The sequence below is a fragment of the Caballeronia temeraria genome, assembly GCF_001544795.2.
In the GTDB taxonomy this organism is placed as follows: domain Bacteria; phylum Pseudomonadota; class Gammaproteobacteria; order Burkholderiales; family Burkholderiaceae; genus Caballeronia; species Caballeronia temeraria.
This window is the reverse complement of the sequence record NZ_FCOI02000009.1, coordinates 177,397-190,441: the sequence shown is the minus strand read 5'-3', so window position 1 is coordinate 190,441 and position 13,045 is coordinate 177,397. Positions and strand designations below refer to the sequence as shown.

Annotated in this window: 14 protein-coding genes and 1 riboswitch; of the genes, 5 read left to right on the top strand and 9 right to left on the bottom strand. The window is 66.6% G+C overall.

The genetic code is table 11. From position 1 onward, the window contains the following. Positions 1-49 precede the first annotated feature (49 nt). A complete protein-coding gene (locus AWB76_RS38775) occupies positions 50-223 on the bottom strand; it encodes a DUF1328 domain-containing protein (RefSeq protein ID WP_064506475.1) in 174 nt (57 codons plus the stop codon). A 162-nt stretch (positions 224-385) separates the two neighbouring features. Further along, the gene (locus AWB76_RS15830; RefSeq protein WP_061161064.1) at positions 386-1,540 is read right to left on the bottom strand and encodes an OpgC domain-containing protein; all 1,155 of its coding nucleotides are present in this window, start codon (positions 1,538-1,540) and stop codon (positions 386-388) included. Positions 1,541-1,840: 300 nt separating this feature from the next. Between AWB76_RS15830 and AWB76_RS15825 the strand changes: the two genes are divergently transcribed. Beyond that, positions 1,841-2,581, top strand: a complete 741-nt coding sequence (locus AWB76_RS15825) for a TerC family protein (protein ID WP_061161063.1) — start codon at positions 1,841-1,843, stop codon at positions 2,579-2,581. 15 nt (positions 2,582-2,596) lie between these two features. Here the strand turns inward: AWB76_RS15825 and AWB76_RS15820 are convergent, their stop codons facing one another. The 5 genes from AWB76_RS15820 to AWB76_RS15800 are packed head-to-tail and all read right to left on the bottom strand — an operon-like array spanning position 2,597 to position 6,774. Next, positions 2,597-3,001 carry a DUF4186 domain-containing protein gene (locus AWB76_RS15820; RefSeq protein ID WP_061161062.1) on the bottom strand — a complete coding sequence of 135 codons (405 nt, stop codon included), beginning with the start codon at positions 2,999-3,001 and terminating at the stop codon, positions 2,597-2,599. Positions 3,002-3,008: 7 nt separating this feature from the next. Then, positions 3,009-3,734 carry a precorrin-4 C(11)-methyltransferase gene (gene cobM / locus AWB76_RS15815; RefSeq protein WP_061161061.1) on the bottom strand — a complete coding sequence of 242 codons (726 nt, stop codon included), beginning with the start codon at positions 3,732-3,734 and terminating at the stop codon, positions 3,009-3,011. Then, positions 3,731-4,462: a cobalt-precorrin-6A reductase gene (locus AWB76_RS15810; RefSeq protein ID WP_061161060.1), complete on the bottom strand. Its 732-nt coding sequence runs from the start codon at positions 4,460-4,462 to the stop codon at positions 3,731-3,733. The genes cobM and AWB76_RS15810 overlap by 4 nt, the downstream gene beginning before the upstream one ends. Next, entirely contained in the window at positions 4,459-5,556 is a 1,098-nt protein-coding gene (locus AWB76_RS15805; protein ID WP_061161059.1) for a cobalt-precorrin-5B (C(1))-methyltransferase, read from the bottom strand. The genes AWB76_RS15810 and AWB76_RS15805 overlap by 4 nt, the downstream gene beginning before the upstream one ends. Before the next feature lie 6 nt (positions 5,557-5,562). Continuing rightward, entirely contained in the window at positions 5,563-6,774 is a 1,212-nt protein-coding gene (locus AWB76_RS15800) for a bifunctional cobalt-precorrin-7 (C(5))-methyltransferase/cobalt-precorrin-6B (C(15))-methyltransferase (RefSeq protein ID WP_061161058.1), read from the bottom strand. Between the two features lie 76 nt (positions 6,775-6,850). Further along, a riboswitch (cobalamin riboswitch) is annotated at positions 6,851-7,039 on the top strand. A 127-nt stretch (positions 7,040-7,166) separates the two neighbouring features. On the opposite strand from AWB76_RS15800, the gene cobG reads away from it, so the two are divergent. Genes cobG through cobJ form a run of 4 tightly spaced genes read left to right on the top strand, consistent with a single transcriptional unit; the run spans position 7,167 to position 11,362 of the window. After that, the gene (gene cobG, locus AWB76_RS15795; protein ID WP_061161057.1) at positions 7,167-8,375 is read left to right on the top strand and encodes a precorrin-3B synthase; all 1,209 of its coding nucleotides are present in this window, start codon (positions 7,167-7,169) and stop codon (positions 8,373-8,375) included. Beyond that, the gene (locus AWB76_RS15790) at positions 8,368-8,994 is read left to right on the top strand and encodes a precorrin-8X methylmutase (RefSeq protein WP_061161139.1); all 627 of its coding nucleotides are present in this window, start codon (positions 8,368-8,370) and stop codon (positions 8,992-8,994) included. The genes cobG and AWB76_RS15790 overlap by 8 nt, the downstream gene beginning before the upstream one ends. Continuing rightward, entirely contained in the window at positions 8,991-9,719 is a 729-nt protein-coding gene (locus AWB76_RS15785) for a precorrin-2 C(20)-methyltransferase (protein ID WP_061161056.1), read from the top strand. The genes AWB76_RS15790 and AWB76_RS15785 overlap by 4 nt, the downstream gene beginning before the upstream one ends. Continuing rightward, the gene (gene cobJ, locus AWB76_RS15780; protein WP_061161055.1) at positions 9,707-11,362 is read left to right on the top strand and encodes a precorrin-3B C(17)-methyltransferase; all 1,656 of its coding nucleotides are present in this window, start codon (positions 9,707-9,709) and stop codon (positions 11,360-11,362) included. Before AWB76_RS15785 ends, cobJ begins: the two co-directional genes overlap by 13 nt. Positions 11,363-11,372: 10 nt before the next feature. Here cobJ and AWB76_RS15775 read toward each other — a convergent pair whose 3' ends face one another. After that, complete coding sequence (locus AWB76_RS15775; RefSeq protein ID WP_061161054.1) at positions 11,373-11,930, bottom strand: vWA domain-containing protein; 558 nt, start codon at positions 11,928-11,930, stop codon at positions 11,373-11,375. 119 nt (positions 11,931-12,049) lie between these two features. Then, positions 12,050-13,045, bottom strand: coding sequence for a magnesium chelatase ATPase subunit I (locus tag AWB76_RS15770; protein ID WP_061161138.1), 996 nt, complete (start codon positions 13,043-13,045; stop codon positions 12,050-12,052).

Here is a 13,045-nt window from a genome sequence, read left to right as displayed (position 1 = left end):
ACGCGGGTCGATTCGAGGAATCACGCGGTGTGCGCGGCGACTTCCGGCGCTACAGGACGAGCGAGCCCGCGCTGATCGCGATGACCAGGAACACGACGAACAGGATCAGGAAGATAAAGAAGCAGATCTTGGCAATACCCGCCGCGCCGGATGACACGCGCGTAAAGCCGAAAAAACCGGCGACGACGGAAATGATCGCGAAGAGAATGGCAAGCTTGAGCATGGCAGGTCCGGTTTATTGTCGTGATGACCCCTAGATGCAAGGCGCGTGCCTCAGAGTCTCACTGACCCCGATTTTGGTCAAAGGTGGCGACAAATCCAGACCGTTAGTTGCGTCATGGAAGCAAAATAAAAGCGGACAGCGAACTGCCCGCTTCGACCGGCCTCAGCGCACGCCGCGCGTCCGATTGTCCGCAGCCGCGACGGGCACGGGCGCTGCGGCGGCAACCGGCGCCGGCTGGCGCGTGCCGAGCCAGTTCGTGATCCGCTGATGCACCTGCGGCACGGCGAGCAGCGCGCCGATCGCGATGGCGTCCGCCGCGAGTCCGGCCGGCACGTTGATGAGGCCGTCGGTGAGGGTGAAGAGAATCGAATCGACGACGAGCGAAATCACGGCGCCCGCGACGAACGACACCATGCCGTCGCGCCCCAGTGCGCCGACCCACGGCAGGCGCTGCGCCAGCGCCTTCACGACGCCGTAGCGCGCGAGATTCGCCGCGATCCACGCGATAGCGAGAAAATTCACGACGCGCGGACCGGCGAGATCGCGCTTGAACGCGCTATCCAGCACGGGCGGCAGCACGAGCAGCTTGTAATAGGCCATGCCCGCAACCAGCGCGACGGCGCCCGCGCTCACGATCCAGCCGAAGCGGTTCGCGCTCACGCGCTGGTAAATCGGCTGGCAGCGCGCCAGCACGCCGAGCACGAACATCAACTGCCAGGCGGCGGGATTGAAGTCCCAGAGATTGTCGTCGACGGACGGCATGTATTCGCCGATCTGCGCCGCGCACGCCCACAACGCGAGGCTGAAGGCCAGCAGCAGCCAAGGCTTGCTGCGCGCGAGCGGCAGCATGAGCGGCACCGCGAGCGCGAAGAGCGCGTACATCGGCAGGACGGCGGCAAGATACGGCTGACGCTCGAATGTGAGAATCTGCGCAATCGACGACACCGGCTGCGACATCAGGCTGTCGAGGTCGTGCAGCGCGAGATTCGGCGCGTGCCCGAAAAAGGGCCGCAGCAGGAAGGACGCGACGAGCATCAGCGCCGCCGTGACGAGGAACGCGCGATACAGCTCGAACGCGCGCTTGAGAAAGCGCACGCGCGCCGCGCTCTCGGAGCGGCGCTCGGCGAGCGACACGTAGGCCGTCGCGGTGGCGAAACCGCCGAGGAACACGAAGACTTCGGCGGCGTCGTTCAGCGCGAACGAATGAAGCGTGAAGCGCGACACCATGCTGCCGCCGATATGATCGACGACGATGATCAGCAGCACCAGTCCCCGAAAGAAGTCCAGCTCGACAAGACGTTTCGATTTTCCCTGCATGCGACTCTAGCTCGATGTCCTGCGGCAACAGGAGGTTGGACGGGCGGCCGCGGACGCGCGGCACGAAAGCATAGGAGTTTACCCGTAAATGCGGCGATGCATCATCGGAACAGACGCAAATATGCGTTTCAAATCCGGTATTTGTGGGCAACAAGCAAAAACTTGCCATCAATCTGACTGGCGCTCGCCGCCGCTTCACTCAGGCAGCATTTCGATCACACACAAGCTTTCAAGTTCATTTCATTTTTGACGCCGAACCGGCTAATATCTCGCCCTCACCTGTCGAACGAATCCCGGACCATGGACTATCTTGTTGCTCTTCTCGCCGATCCCGCCGCCTGGGCCGCCCTCGCGACGCTCGTCGTCATGGAAGTCGTGCTCGGCATCGACAACCTCATCTTCATTTCCATCCTGACGAACAAGCTGCCCGCGGCGCACCGGGAACGCACGCAGCGCATCGGCATTGCGCTCGCGCTCGTGATGCGGCTCGGCCTGCTCGGCACGGTCGCGTTGATCGTCCGGCTCACGACGCCGATCTTCGAAGCGTTCGGACACGGCTTTTCCTGGCGCGACCTGATTCTCATCGCGGGCGGCGTGTTTCTCGTCTGGAAGGCGACGACGGAAATCCGCCATCACGTCACGCACGACGCCGAAGAGCACGCCGGAGGGGAATCGGGCAAGCGTCTGACGCCGATGTCGGCGATCGGCCAGATCCTGCTGCTGGATCTCGTGTTTTCCATCGACAGCATCGTGACGGCGGTCGGCATGACCGAGCACATTCCGATCATGTTCGTCGCGGTGATCGCCGCCGTGACCGTGATGCTGTTCGCCGCCGGGCCGTTGTCGCGATTCATCGAACGCAATCCGACGATCGTGATGCTCGCGCTCGGCTTTCTGCTCGTGATCGGCATGACGCTGATTGCCGAAGGCTTCGGAACGCACGTGCCGAAGGGCTATATCTATGCGGCGATGGCGTTCTCGGCGCTCGTCGAAGGGTTGAACATGCTGGCGCGGCGGGCGAAGGCGCGCGCGCGGGGATAGCGGGCCGACCCCGATTCAGAACGGCAATTCGCCCTGCGGATGATCGGGCGCGTCCGGTTTCGCGGCCGGCAGCGGCTGCGCGCGCAGCCAGCGTTCGATCGCATCGACGACATGTTGCCGCTCAGCCTCGTCGAGCGCCTTGCCCGCCGCGATGCCGTGCCATTTCGCAAGACACGTGCGGCAGCATGTCGCGGTCGCGTGCTGCGCGATGAACACCGGATGCCCGCGAAACGGCGTCTGCTTGCCGTCGTTAAAGGGCGCCTGCGGCGCGAGCCGCTTGCCGATCAGCTCGTGCGCCTGCGCGACGACCGTATCGACGCCCTTCTCCCGCAGATATTTCCCTTCCCGCACGCCGAGCGCGAAGCGGCGCCGGAAGGCCGATTTCGCGAGCGCATCGAACACGGCGTCGAGCTCGCGCATCGCGTGATCAGTCCTTCGCATAGAGCGTGGAGTCCGCGAAGCCGTCGGCGGTGAGCACGCGTCCGACGAGGATCATCGCCGTGCGCTCCATGCCCGCCGCGCGGACTTTCGATGCGATGTCCGCGAGCGTGCCCTCGACGCGCGTCTCGTCCGGCCAGCTCGCGCGAAACACGACCGCGACGGGACAATCCGCGCCGTAATGCGGCACGAGATCGGCGACGATGCGCTCGATATGCCGCACGCCAAGATGGATGGCGAGCGTCGCCCGATGGCACGCGAGATCCGCGAGGCTTTCGCCTTCGGGCATCGATGTTTTCGTGGCATAGCGCGTGAGGATCACGGTCTGCGAGATGCCGGGCAGCGTCAGTTCGCGCTTCAGCGCCGCCGCCGATGCCGCCGTCGCCGTCACGCCCGGCACCACTTCGTAGGGAATCGCGAGGGTGTCGAGCCTGCGCATCTGCTCGCCGATCGCGCCATACAGCGACGGATCGCCCGAATGCACCCGCGCCACGTCGTGGCCGTTCGCGTGCGCCTCGCGCAGAAGCGCGACGATCGCATCGAGATCGAGTTCGGCCGTGTCGATGCATGTCAGCGCCCGATGACCGTCGAGCACTTGCGCCGGCACCAGCGAGCCGGCGTAAAGAATCACGGGACACGTGCGGATAAGCCGCTGCCCCTTGACGGTGATGAGTTCGGGATCGCCCGGTCCGGCGCCGATGAAGTAAACGGTCATGGTCTGTTGAGCCAGTGTTGGAGCGCGTCGCGGGCGCTGGCGGCATCGTCGAAAGTCCGGGCGGCGTCGGGCAGCGCGGGCCGCGTCAGCATCACGACCGGCAAGCCACGCTCGCGCGCCACGGCGAGTTTCGCCTCGGTCGCCCGCCCGCCGCTGTTCTTGCTGACGACGACATCGATGCGTGCCGCATCGAACAAGGCGCGCTCGCCGTCGAGATCGAACGGGCCGCGCGCATCGATGATGCTCGCGCGCTCGTTGCCCGGATGCGCGTCGAGACAGCGAATGGTCCAGTGCTGCGACGCGGGAATCTCGTGCAGATGCGCGAGCGCCTCGCGCCCGAGCGTGAAAAGCGGCCGCTCGAACGGCGCGATCCGTTCGACGATGTCGCGCCAGTCCAAAGCCTCGCGCCAGTCGTCGCCCGCTTGCGGCTGCCACGCCGGACGGCGCACCGCCCAGAGCGGCACGTCGGCGCGCGCGCAGGCGTCGGACGCGTGGCGGCTCATTTGCGCGGCGTACGGATGCGTCGCATCGACGACGAGCGCGATGTGCTCATCGCACAGATACCGCACGAGCCCGTCGATGCCGCCGAAACCGCCGACGCGCACCGCGCACGCCAGATCGCCCGGCACGCGCCCGAGGCCCGCGAGACTGTAGACATGCGCGGCGGGAAGCGCGCGCGCGATCGCGAGCGCGTCGCCGGTGCCGCCGAGCAGAAGCACGCGCGTCATGCCGCGCTCCCGACGATATTGCCCTGCCGGTCGATCGCGAAGGTCTCGACCTCGATGCCCGGCGGCAGCACGTCGAGCGCGACATCGCGCGCGCGCCGGCAGACGACATCGCCGAGTGCGATGCCTTCGGCGTGCGCGAGCTTGAGCGCTTCCTGGCTGGTGTTCGCCGCGCGGATCGACGCCTGGAGCGAAACGCTCGCGCCCGCATCGGCGGCCCAGACGGCGAGCATCGGCAGATCGATGCTCGAATTGCGGCTATGCAGATCCATGTGCCCCGCCGCCAGCTTCGAGAGCTTGCCGAAACCGCCGCACAGACTCAGCTTGTCGACGCTCGCGCGGCGCAAGTGCTTCAACACCGCGCCCGCGAAATCGCCCATTTCGATCAACGCGATGTCGGGCAGGCCGTATCGCGCGCGCATCGCGTCCTCACTCTGATTGCCGGTGCACGCGGCGATATGCCGGTATCCATTTGCCCGCGCCACATCGATGCCCTGATGAATCGACGCGATATACGCCGAGCACGAAAATGGTCTGACGATGCCGGTCGTGCCGAGGATCGACAAACCGCCGACGATGCCGAGGCGCGGGTTCATCGTCTTAAGCGCGAGCGCCTCGCCGTTTTCCACGCCGATGCTCACCTCGAAGCCGCCGCGATAGCCGACGCTTTCAGCAAGCGATTCCAGATGCCCGGTCATCATCGTGCGCGGCACCGGATTGATCGCCGGTTCGCCGATGGCGAGCGCGAGCCCCGCGCGCGTCACCGTGCCGACGCCCGCGTCCGCGTGAAACCGCACGCCGGGTTCGTCCGACAGACGCACACGCGCGAACACGAGCGCGCCGTGCGTGACGTCGGGATCGTCGCCCGCGTCCTTGATGACACCGGCTTCGGCTGCGGCGAAGTCATCGGGCAAACGGCGGCAGAACGAGAGCGTCATCGTCACGCGCTGGCCTTTCGGCAGGACGATCTCCGCGCGCTCGCTCGTCTCGCCGAGCAGCAAGAGGCGCGCGGCCGCGAGACTCGTCACGGTCGCGCAGCTTCCGGTCGTGTAGCCGCTGCGCAGCGGCGCGGCTTTTTCCGGCGTTTCTTCACGCATGACGCATCACGCCTTGCTCGCGTGCAGGAGCGTGATCGGCAGCGCCTGGCGCCACGTATCGAAGCTGCCGAGCGGCTCCGCGTGCGCCACGCCGATGCGCGTCAGCTCGCCGCCATGCCGCGCGCGCCATTCGACGAGCGCCGCCTCGCTTTGCAGCGTCACCGCATTCGCGACGAGCCGTCCGCCCTGACGCAGACGCGCCCAGCACGCATCGAGCACGCCCGGCACGGTCAATCCCCCGCCGATGAACACGGCATCCGGCGCGGGCAGGCCGTCGAGCGCGGCGGGCGCTTCGCCTCGGACGAGTTGCAGCGCGGGCACGCCGAGCGCATCGCGGTTGTATTCGATGAGACGCTGGCGGCTCTCGTTCGCCTCGATCGCGATCGCGCGGCACGCGCCATGCGCGCGCATCCATTCGATGCCGATCGAGCCGCAGCCCGCGCCCACATCCCACAGCAGTTCGCCCGGCTGCGGCGCGAGGCGCGCGAGCGTGACGGCGCGCACGTCGCGCTTCGTGAGCTGGCCGTCGTGGCGATAGGCGTCGTCGGCGAGACCCGGCGTGAGCGGCGGCCCGGCGTGGCCCGCGTGCGTGCGGCATTCGATCGCGACGAGATTGAGCGCCGCGACGACGGGCTCGCGCCAGTCATCGGCACGCTCGTCGACGCGCCGCTCGTTAGGTCCGTCGAGATGCTCGAACACGGTCATGCGGCTCGCGCCGAAGCCATGCGCGGTGAGAAGCGTGGCGACGGCGGCGGGCGTCGTGCCGTCGGCGCTCAGCACGAGCAGGCGCACGCCCCGATGCAGGCTCGCGAGCAGCGACGAGGCCGGCCGGCCGACGAGCGACACGCACACCGCGTCCTGCAACGCCCAACGCAATCGCGACGCCGCGAGCGACAGCGACGACGGCGCTGGAATGACGCGCATTTCGCCGTTGGCGACTTCGCGCGCGAGCGTCGCGCCGACACCGAAGCACATCGGATCGCCGCTCGCGAGCACGCAGATGCGCGTCTTGCCGTCGCCGCGTTCGGCGAGCACGGCATCGAGCGAAAAAGGTTTCGGCCACGGCGTGCGCCGCGCGGCGATGCGTACGGGCAGCAGCGCGAGATGGCGCTCGCCGCCGTGAATCGACTGGGCTTCGAGCAGCACGCGGCGCGCGGCGCGGGAAAGCCCGTGCCAGCCGTCTTCGCCGATTCCCACCACGGTCAGCCAGTTCGACATGCGCGGCCTCCTGTTTGCGATTCCGATTGCGCTGCCGGATGCTTGCCGGAAGCGTTCGGAGGGTCGAGAAAAGCGGGCATAATACAGGTCCGTCGGCGCCCGGAGTCGTTAGACCGAGGGCTTAAAAGGGAACACAGCAAAACTGTGGCTGCCCCCGCAATTGTACGCAGCGAGTCCGCGCTCCACTGCCACTGGTTTTTACCGGGAAGGCCGGCGCGGATGTCGACCTGCCAGCCAAGAGACCTGCCGACTCACCGCATTTGCGCGACGCCGACCGGGCGGGGTGTACCGGTTCGCTCATCACGCGCGAAGACCAACGGGTCACGCATTTGAATTCTTCTGACCGCTCATCGCTTTCGACCGCTCCACGCGCTTCCGCGTGCCCGGGCCTGATGCGCATCGTGCCCGCGCGCGACGGCGGGCTCGCGCGCCTGCGCCTCGCGGGCGGCGTTCTGAGCGCGCACGCGGCGCGGGCCGTCGCGCGCGCGGCGCGTGATTGCGGCTCGGGCGTGATCGAAGTGACCAATCGTGCGAACCTGCAACTGCGCGGCATTCGCGACGATGCCCACGCCGCGCTCATCGACATCGCGTTGGATGCGGGCCTCGGCCCGTCGACGGCTGGCGGCGACGACATCCGCAACGTGATGCTGAGCCCGCTCGCGAGCGACGGCACGCGCGCGCTCGCCGCCGATATCGTCGATGCGATGCAGGCCGATGCGTCGCTGCACGCGCTATCGCCGAAATTCGCGTTGCAGCTCGATGCCGGCGAGCGCCTCGCGATGCTCGATCATCCGCACGACCTGTGGCTTTCATCCATCGACGACGGCGCGCGCTTCGCATTCGGCCTTGCGGGAACGATACGGCAGCGTCCGCTCGGCGCGATCGATCGCGATGATCTGGTGACATTCGTCGTGGACATGCTGCGCGAATTTCTCGCGCGGGCCACGCCTGACGAGCATCGCATGCGCGATCTGCTGGCGCGCATCGGCATCGCGCGTTTCGTCGAAGCCTTTCGTTTCGATGCGAACGTCGACACATGGCGACGCGCACCCACCGATGCATCGCTGCGACTCGGCGCGCACGAAGAGCCGCATCGCGCGACGTGGTACGCGGGCGCGCAAACGCCGCTCGGCCGTCTCGACGCGACGACGCTCGACGCCCTCGCCGATCTCGCCGAAGCACACGCCGAGAGCCGCCTGACGATGACACCGTGGCAAAGCGTGCTGATACCGGGCATCCCGGCGCACGCAGCGCCTGACGTGCTGCAACACTTGCGCGCGCTCGGCCTTGCGACCCACGCGCGCGATCCGCTCGCGAGGCTCATCGCGTGCGCGGGTTCGGAAGGCTGCGCAAAAAGCCGCGCCGATACCAAAGCCGATGCGCATCGTCTCGCCGCGCTGCTGCCTTCGTCGCACGACGAGACACAGGTGCACTTGAGCGGCTGCGAGCGCTCGTGCGCAGCGGCGCATCCCGTTCCGGTGACGCTCTACGCCGTCGCGCCGGGGCAATACGACTTGCATCGCGACGCACGAGCCGTCGCGCGCAACCTGACCATCGAAGAGGCAGCCGAACGGCTCGCCCGGAGCCATGCCGATGCTTGATTACATCCGCGACGGCGCGGAGATTTATCGCCAGTCCTTTGCGACGATCCGCGCCGAAGCCGACCTCGCCGCCATTCCCGCCGATCTGGAAAAGCTCGCCGTTCGATTGATCCATGCATGCGGCATGGTCGATATCGTGAACGATCTGCGCTTCTCCGAAGGCGCGGGCATCGCCGGAAGAAAAGCGCTCGCAGCGGGCGCGCCGATTCTTTGCGACGCGCGCATGGTCGCCGAAGGCATCACGCGCGCGCGGCTGCCCGCCGATAACGGCGTGATCTGCACGTTGAGCGATCCGTCGATTCCCGAGCGCGCCCGCGCGATGGGCAACACGCGCTCGGCCGCCGCGCTCGAACTATGGCGGCCGCAACTGGAGGGCGCGATCGTCGCGATCGGCAATGCGCCGACCGCGCTCTTTCATCTGCTCGACATGATCGATGCGGGCGCGCCGAAGCCCGCGCTCATTCTCGCGTTTCCGGTCGGTTTCATCGGCGCGGCGGAATCCAAGGCGATGCTCACCGCCGACAGCCGCGGCGTGCACTACGTCGCGCTGCTCGGCCGGCGCGGCGGCAGCGCGATGGCGGCGGCAGCAGTGAACGCACTTGCTTCGGAGGCCGAATGAATCGCGGATGTCTCTTTGGACTGGGCGTCGGCCCGGGCGATCCCGAGCTGATCACCGTGAAGGCGCTGCGTTTGCTGAAGGCCGCGCCGGTGGTCGCGTATTTCGTCGCGAAGGGCAAGAGGGGCAATGCGTTCGGCATCATCGAATCGCATCTCGACGATACGCAGACGCGCCTGCCGCTCGTCTATCCGGTAACGACCGAAGCGCTCGAACCGCCGCTCTGCTACGAGACGATCATCAGCGCGTTCTACGACGAAGCCGCGCTCACGATTTCCGGTCATCTCGAAGCGGGCCGCGATGTCGCCGTGATCTGCGAGGGCGATCCGTTTTTCTACGGCTCGTACATGTATCTCCACGATCGTCTCGCCGCGCGCTTCGAAGCGCAAGTCGTGCCGGGCGTGTGCTCGATGCTCGGCGGCGTGGCCGTGCTCGGTGTGCCGCTCGTGTATCGCAATCAGAGTCTGTCGGTGCTGTCGGGCGTGCTGCCGGAAGATGATCTGAAGCGTCGGCTCGAAGCGGCCGATGCGGCCGTCATCATGAAGCTCGGGCGCAACTTCGAGAAAGTGCGGCGCGTGCTCGGCGACCTCGGACTCGATGATCGCGCGCTGTATGTCGAGCGCGCGACGATGGCCAATCAGCGCATCGTGCCGCTCGATGAAGTCGATCCGATGGCGTCGCCGTATTTTTCGCTGCTCGTCGTGCCGGGGAAAAAATGGCGCGCGTGAGTGCTTCGTTGCCGCTGGCGATCGTCGTGCTCGGTGCGAGCGCGCTCGATACTGCGCGACGCATTCAGTCGCGCTTTCCGGATTCGCGCGTGCATGGACTCGCGAGCCGCGTGAACGCCGACATTGCCTATGAGGATTTCGGCGCGCACCTACGTGAGTTGTATGCGTCGGGTGCGCCGATCGTCGCGCTGTGTTCCGCGGGCATCGTAATCCGCGCGCTCGCGTCGTGTCTTGCCGACAAGGGCAGCGAGCCGCCGGTGCTCGCCGTCGCGCAGGATGGCAGCGCGGTCGTGCCCTTGCTCGGCGGCATGAGCGGCGTGAACGTGCTGGCGCGCGAGATCGGCGCGGCGTTGCAAGTCGCGCCCGCGATCACGACGAGCGGCGAATTGCGCTTCGGCCAATGTCTGCTTGCGCCGCCCGAAGGTTATGCGCTTTCGGATATCGAGCAAGGCAAGCGCTTCGTGTCCGACTTGCTGGCGGGAGCGACGACACGCATCGAAGGTCACGCGCCCTGGCTCGACGATGCCGCCCTGCCCCGCGCCGGCGATGCGCGTCTTGCCGTGCGCATCACGCCGCTCGCCACGCACGATGAACACAGCCTCGTGATTCATCCGCGTTGCGTGCTTGCGTGGATCGAAGACATTTCGCGCGACGATGACATCGCCGAGCGCGTACGTGCCGCGTTACGCGAACGCGGCCTCGCGCCGCTCGCGCTTGCGGCATTGACAGCGCCTGCGCGTCACATGACGTCGAAATCGCTCCACGATGCGGCGCGCGCATTGCATGTGCCGCTACGCTTCTGCGATGCCGCGCCGTTCGACGTCATCGATGCGAAAGAAGGTATCGCTTTGCATGTAAGCGATGCGCCGATCGAAGCGCAGTCGATCGGCCGTGCGCGCGGCACGCTGACGGTGATCGGACTCGGCCCCGGCAGCGCGGAACTGATGACGCCCGCGGCCAGAAACGCGTTAAACGACGCGCAAGACGTGCTCGGCTACGAAACCTATGTGCGTATGGCCGGCCCGTTCCGCGACGAACAGCGCGTGCACATGACGGACAATCGCGAAGAACTGCAGCGCGCGCGCCACGCGTTCGAACTGGCGAGCGCAGGACGCCGCGTGGTCGTGGTGTCGTCGGGCGATCCGGGCGTGTTCGCGATGGCCGCTGCCGTGCTCGAAGCACTCGACGAAGGACACGCCGCACATCCCGAATGGAACGCGGTGAAGCTGGCGATCGTGCCGGGCGTGTCGGCATCGCTCGCGACGGCCGCGCGCGCGGGCGCGCCGCTGGGACATGACTTCTGCGTGCTGTCGTTGTCGGATAACCTGAAGCCGTGGAGCGTGATCGAGAAACGCATCGCGCATGCGGGCGAGGCCGATCTCGCGATGGCGTTCTATAACCCGTTGTCGAAGGCGCGTCCGTGGCAGTTCGATCGCGCTATCGAGATCGTCAGACAGTATCGGGGTGCGCAAACGCCCGTCGTGCTCGGAAGAGATATCGGGAGACCGGCGGAAGCGTTGCGCGTCGTCACGCTAGGCGAGTTGAAAAGCGAACTCGTCGATATGCGCACGATGGTGATCGTCGGATCGTCGACGACGCGTGTCGTCGGAGAGTGGGTTTATACGCCGCGATGGTACGAATAGGCCGCGCGTTTTAGCTCGTCAGCGCGTCGGCGGTGAAATATTGCGCGTTCCATTCGCGCGCCAGTGTTTCGCCGCGTCCAGCCCGAATCGCGCCTTCGTCGAAATCCACGACGACGATCTCATCCGCCGCGCGCGGCGCATGCGGTTGCTCGTTCGTTCGACCATCGGTCAGCAACCACAAACAACGTCGCTGTGAGGGCCTGCGCCGCGCCGCTCGTTCGAGCACGGTCGACGCGCTGGCCAGCCCGAGCGCGAGCGGCGTGCCGCCACCGCCGCCGATCGGCGTCACCCAGCGTTCATTGAACCAGTGCGCCGCGCCCGGCTGACGACGCACATCCGCGCGTCCGCCGCCGAAACACACGAGCGCGATTTCCGCCCGTTCGCGATACGCGCGATCGAACAACGCGACGAGCATTCCCTTCGCGCGCGCAAGCCGTTCACCCGCGAGCATCGAACCGGAACAATCGAGGACGAAGCAATGCAGCACCGCACCGTCGCTTCGCGTGCGACGGTATCGGAGATGTTGCGCATCGAGACGCGCGGCACGTTTCGCGCGCAACGTCGCCATCCAGTCGATCGATCCACTTCGCTCGCCTTCGCGCGTCGCGTAGCGGCCTTTTGTCTGCGCTTGTTTCCATCGAAGGCGATGCCCCGCGTCGAAGGCATCCGCGTCGAGCCTTCGATGGTTCAGGCTTTTTTTGCGGCGAGCGGCCTCACTTGCTTGACCTTCGCGGTGCCCGTTGGCTCTGGCGGCATGTAGCCCCAATCGGATTGCGCCGAGCCAACATCGGACGATGTGGACTCGCGGCCTGCCGGTTCACGCGAAGGCGCATCGGTCTCTCGTCGACGATGCTTCAGCACCGCATCCGCGACGCGCTCCACATGCGCAACGGTCACGCTCGATGCGCCTTCGAGTGCCGCCAACGCACGCGCCGCGCGCAACATCACGATATCCGCGCGCAGGCCATCCACGTGCGCGTCGATGCAAAGCTCACTCACGCGCGAATGGACCGCATCGTCGAAATCGAATGACGAAAGCGCCGCGCGTGCCGCATGAATGCGCTCGCCGAGTGATGTCTGTTCATCTCGATGCCGCGCGCGAAATGCATCGGGGTCGGTATCGAATGCAAGGCGCGATTTGACGATGCGTTGCCGAACGTCGGCATCGAAGCAATTGCTCATCTCGACCATCAGGCCGAAGCGATCGAGCAATTGCGGACGCAACTCGCCCTCTTCCGGATTCATCGTGCCGATCAGCACGAAGCGCGCATCATGCCGATGCGAAATGCCATCGCGCTCGACAATGTTCACGCCGCTCGCCGCGACATCGAGCAACTGATCGACGAGCGGATTCGGCAGAAGATTCACTTCATCGACATACAGCACGCCCAGATGCGCCTTCGCGAGCAGACCCGGCGAAAACTTCACGCCGCCGTCGCGCAATGCGCTTTGAATGTCGAGCGTGCCGATCAATTGTTCCTCGCTCGCGCCAAGCGGCAAGGTCACGAGCTTCCCTTCGGGCAGCAGTTCCGCGAGCGCGCGCGCCGCGGTGGATTTCGCCGTGCCGCGCGGCCCGCTCACGAGCACGCCGCCGATCGAAGGATCGACTGCCGCGAGCAAAAGCGCTTGTTGCAAGGGCTTTTGCGCGACGAGCGCCGCGAAGGGAAATACCGGAGATGACAT

Excerpts from the sequence above, each read along its gene's own strand:
- AWB76_RS38775 (WP_064506475.1), bottom strand. The coding sequence starts at position 223 with ATGCTCAAGCTTGCCATTCTCTTCGCGATCATTTCCGTCGTCGCCGGT.
- AWB76_RS15830 (WP_061161064.1), bottom strand. The coding sequence starts at position 1,540 with ATGCAGGGAAAATCGAAACGTCTTGTCGAGCTGGACTTCTTTCGGGGA.
- AWB76_RS15825 (WP_061161063.1), top strand. The coding sequence starts at position 1,841 with ATGGACTATCTTGTTGCTCTTCTCGCCGATCCCGCCGCCTGGGCCGCC.
- AWB76_RS15820 (WP_061161062.1), bottom strand. The coding sequence starts at position 3,001 with ATGCGCGAGCTCGACGCCGTGTTCGATGCGCTCGCGAAATCGGCCTTC.
- cobM (WP_061161061.1), bottom strand. The coding sequence starts at position 3,734 with ATGACCGTTTACTTCATCGGCGCCGGACCGGGCGATCCCGAACTCATC.
- AWB76_RS15810 (WP_061161060.1), bottom strand. The coding sequence starts at position 4,462 with ATGACGCGCGTGCTTCTGCTCGGCGGCACCGGCGACGCGCTCGCGATC.
- AWB76_RS15805 (WP_061161059.1), bottom strand. The coding sequence starts at position 5,556 with ATGCGTGAAGAAACGCCGGAAAAAGCCGCGCCGCTGCGCAGCGGCTAC.
- AWB76_RS15800 (WP_061161058.1), bottom strand. The coding sequence starts at position 6,774 with ATGTCGAACTGGCTGACCGTGGTGGGAATCGGCGAAGACGGCTGGCAC.
- cobG (WP_061161057.1), top strand. The coding sequence starts at position 7,167 with ATGCGCATCGTGCCCGCGCGCGACGGCGGGCTCGCGCGCCTGCGCCTC.
- AWB76_RS15790 (WP_061161139.1), top strand. The coding sequence starts at position 8,368 with ATGCTTGATTACATCCGCGACGGCGCGGAGATTTATCGCCAGTCCTTT.
- AWB76_RS15785 (WP_061161056.1), top strand. The coding sequence starts at position 8,991 with ATGAATCGCGGATGTCTCTTTGGACTGGGCGTCGGCCCGGGCGATCCC.
- cobJ (WP_061161055.1), top strand. The coding sequence starts at position 9,707 with ATGGCGCGCGTGAGTGCTTCGTTGCCGCTGGCGATCGTCGTGCTCGGT.
- AWB76_RS15775 (WP_061161054.1), bottom strand. The coding sequence starts at position 11,930 with ATGGCGACGTTGCGCGCGAAACGTGCCGCGCGTCTCGATGCGCAACAT.
- AWB76_RS15770 (WP_061161138.1), bottom strand. The coding sequence starts at position 13,045 with ATGTCATCTCCGGTATTTCCCTTCGCGGCGCTCGTCGCGCAAAAGCCC.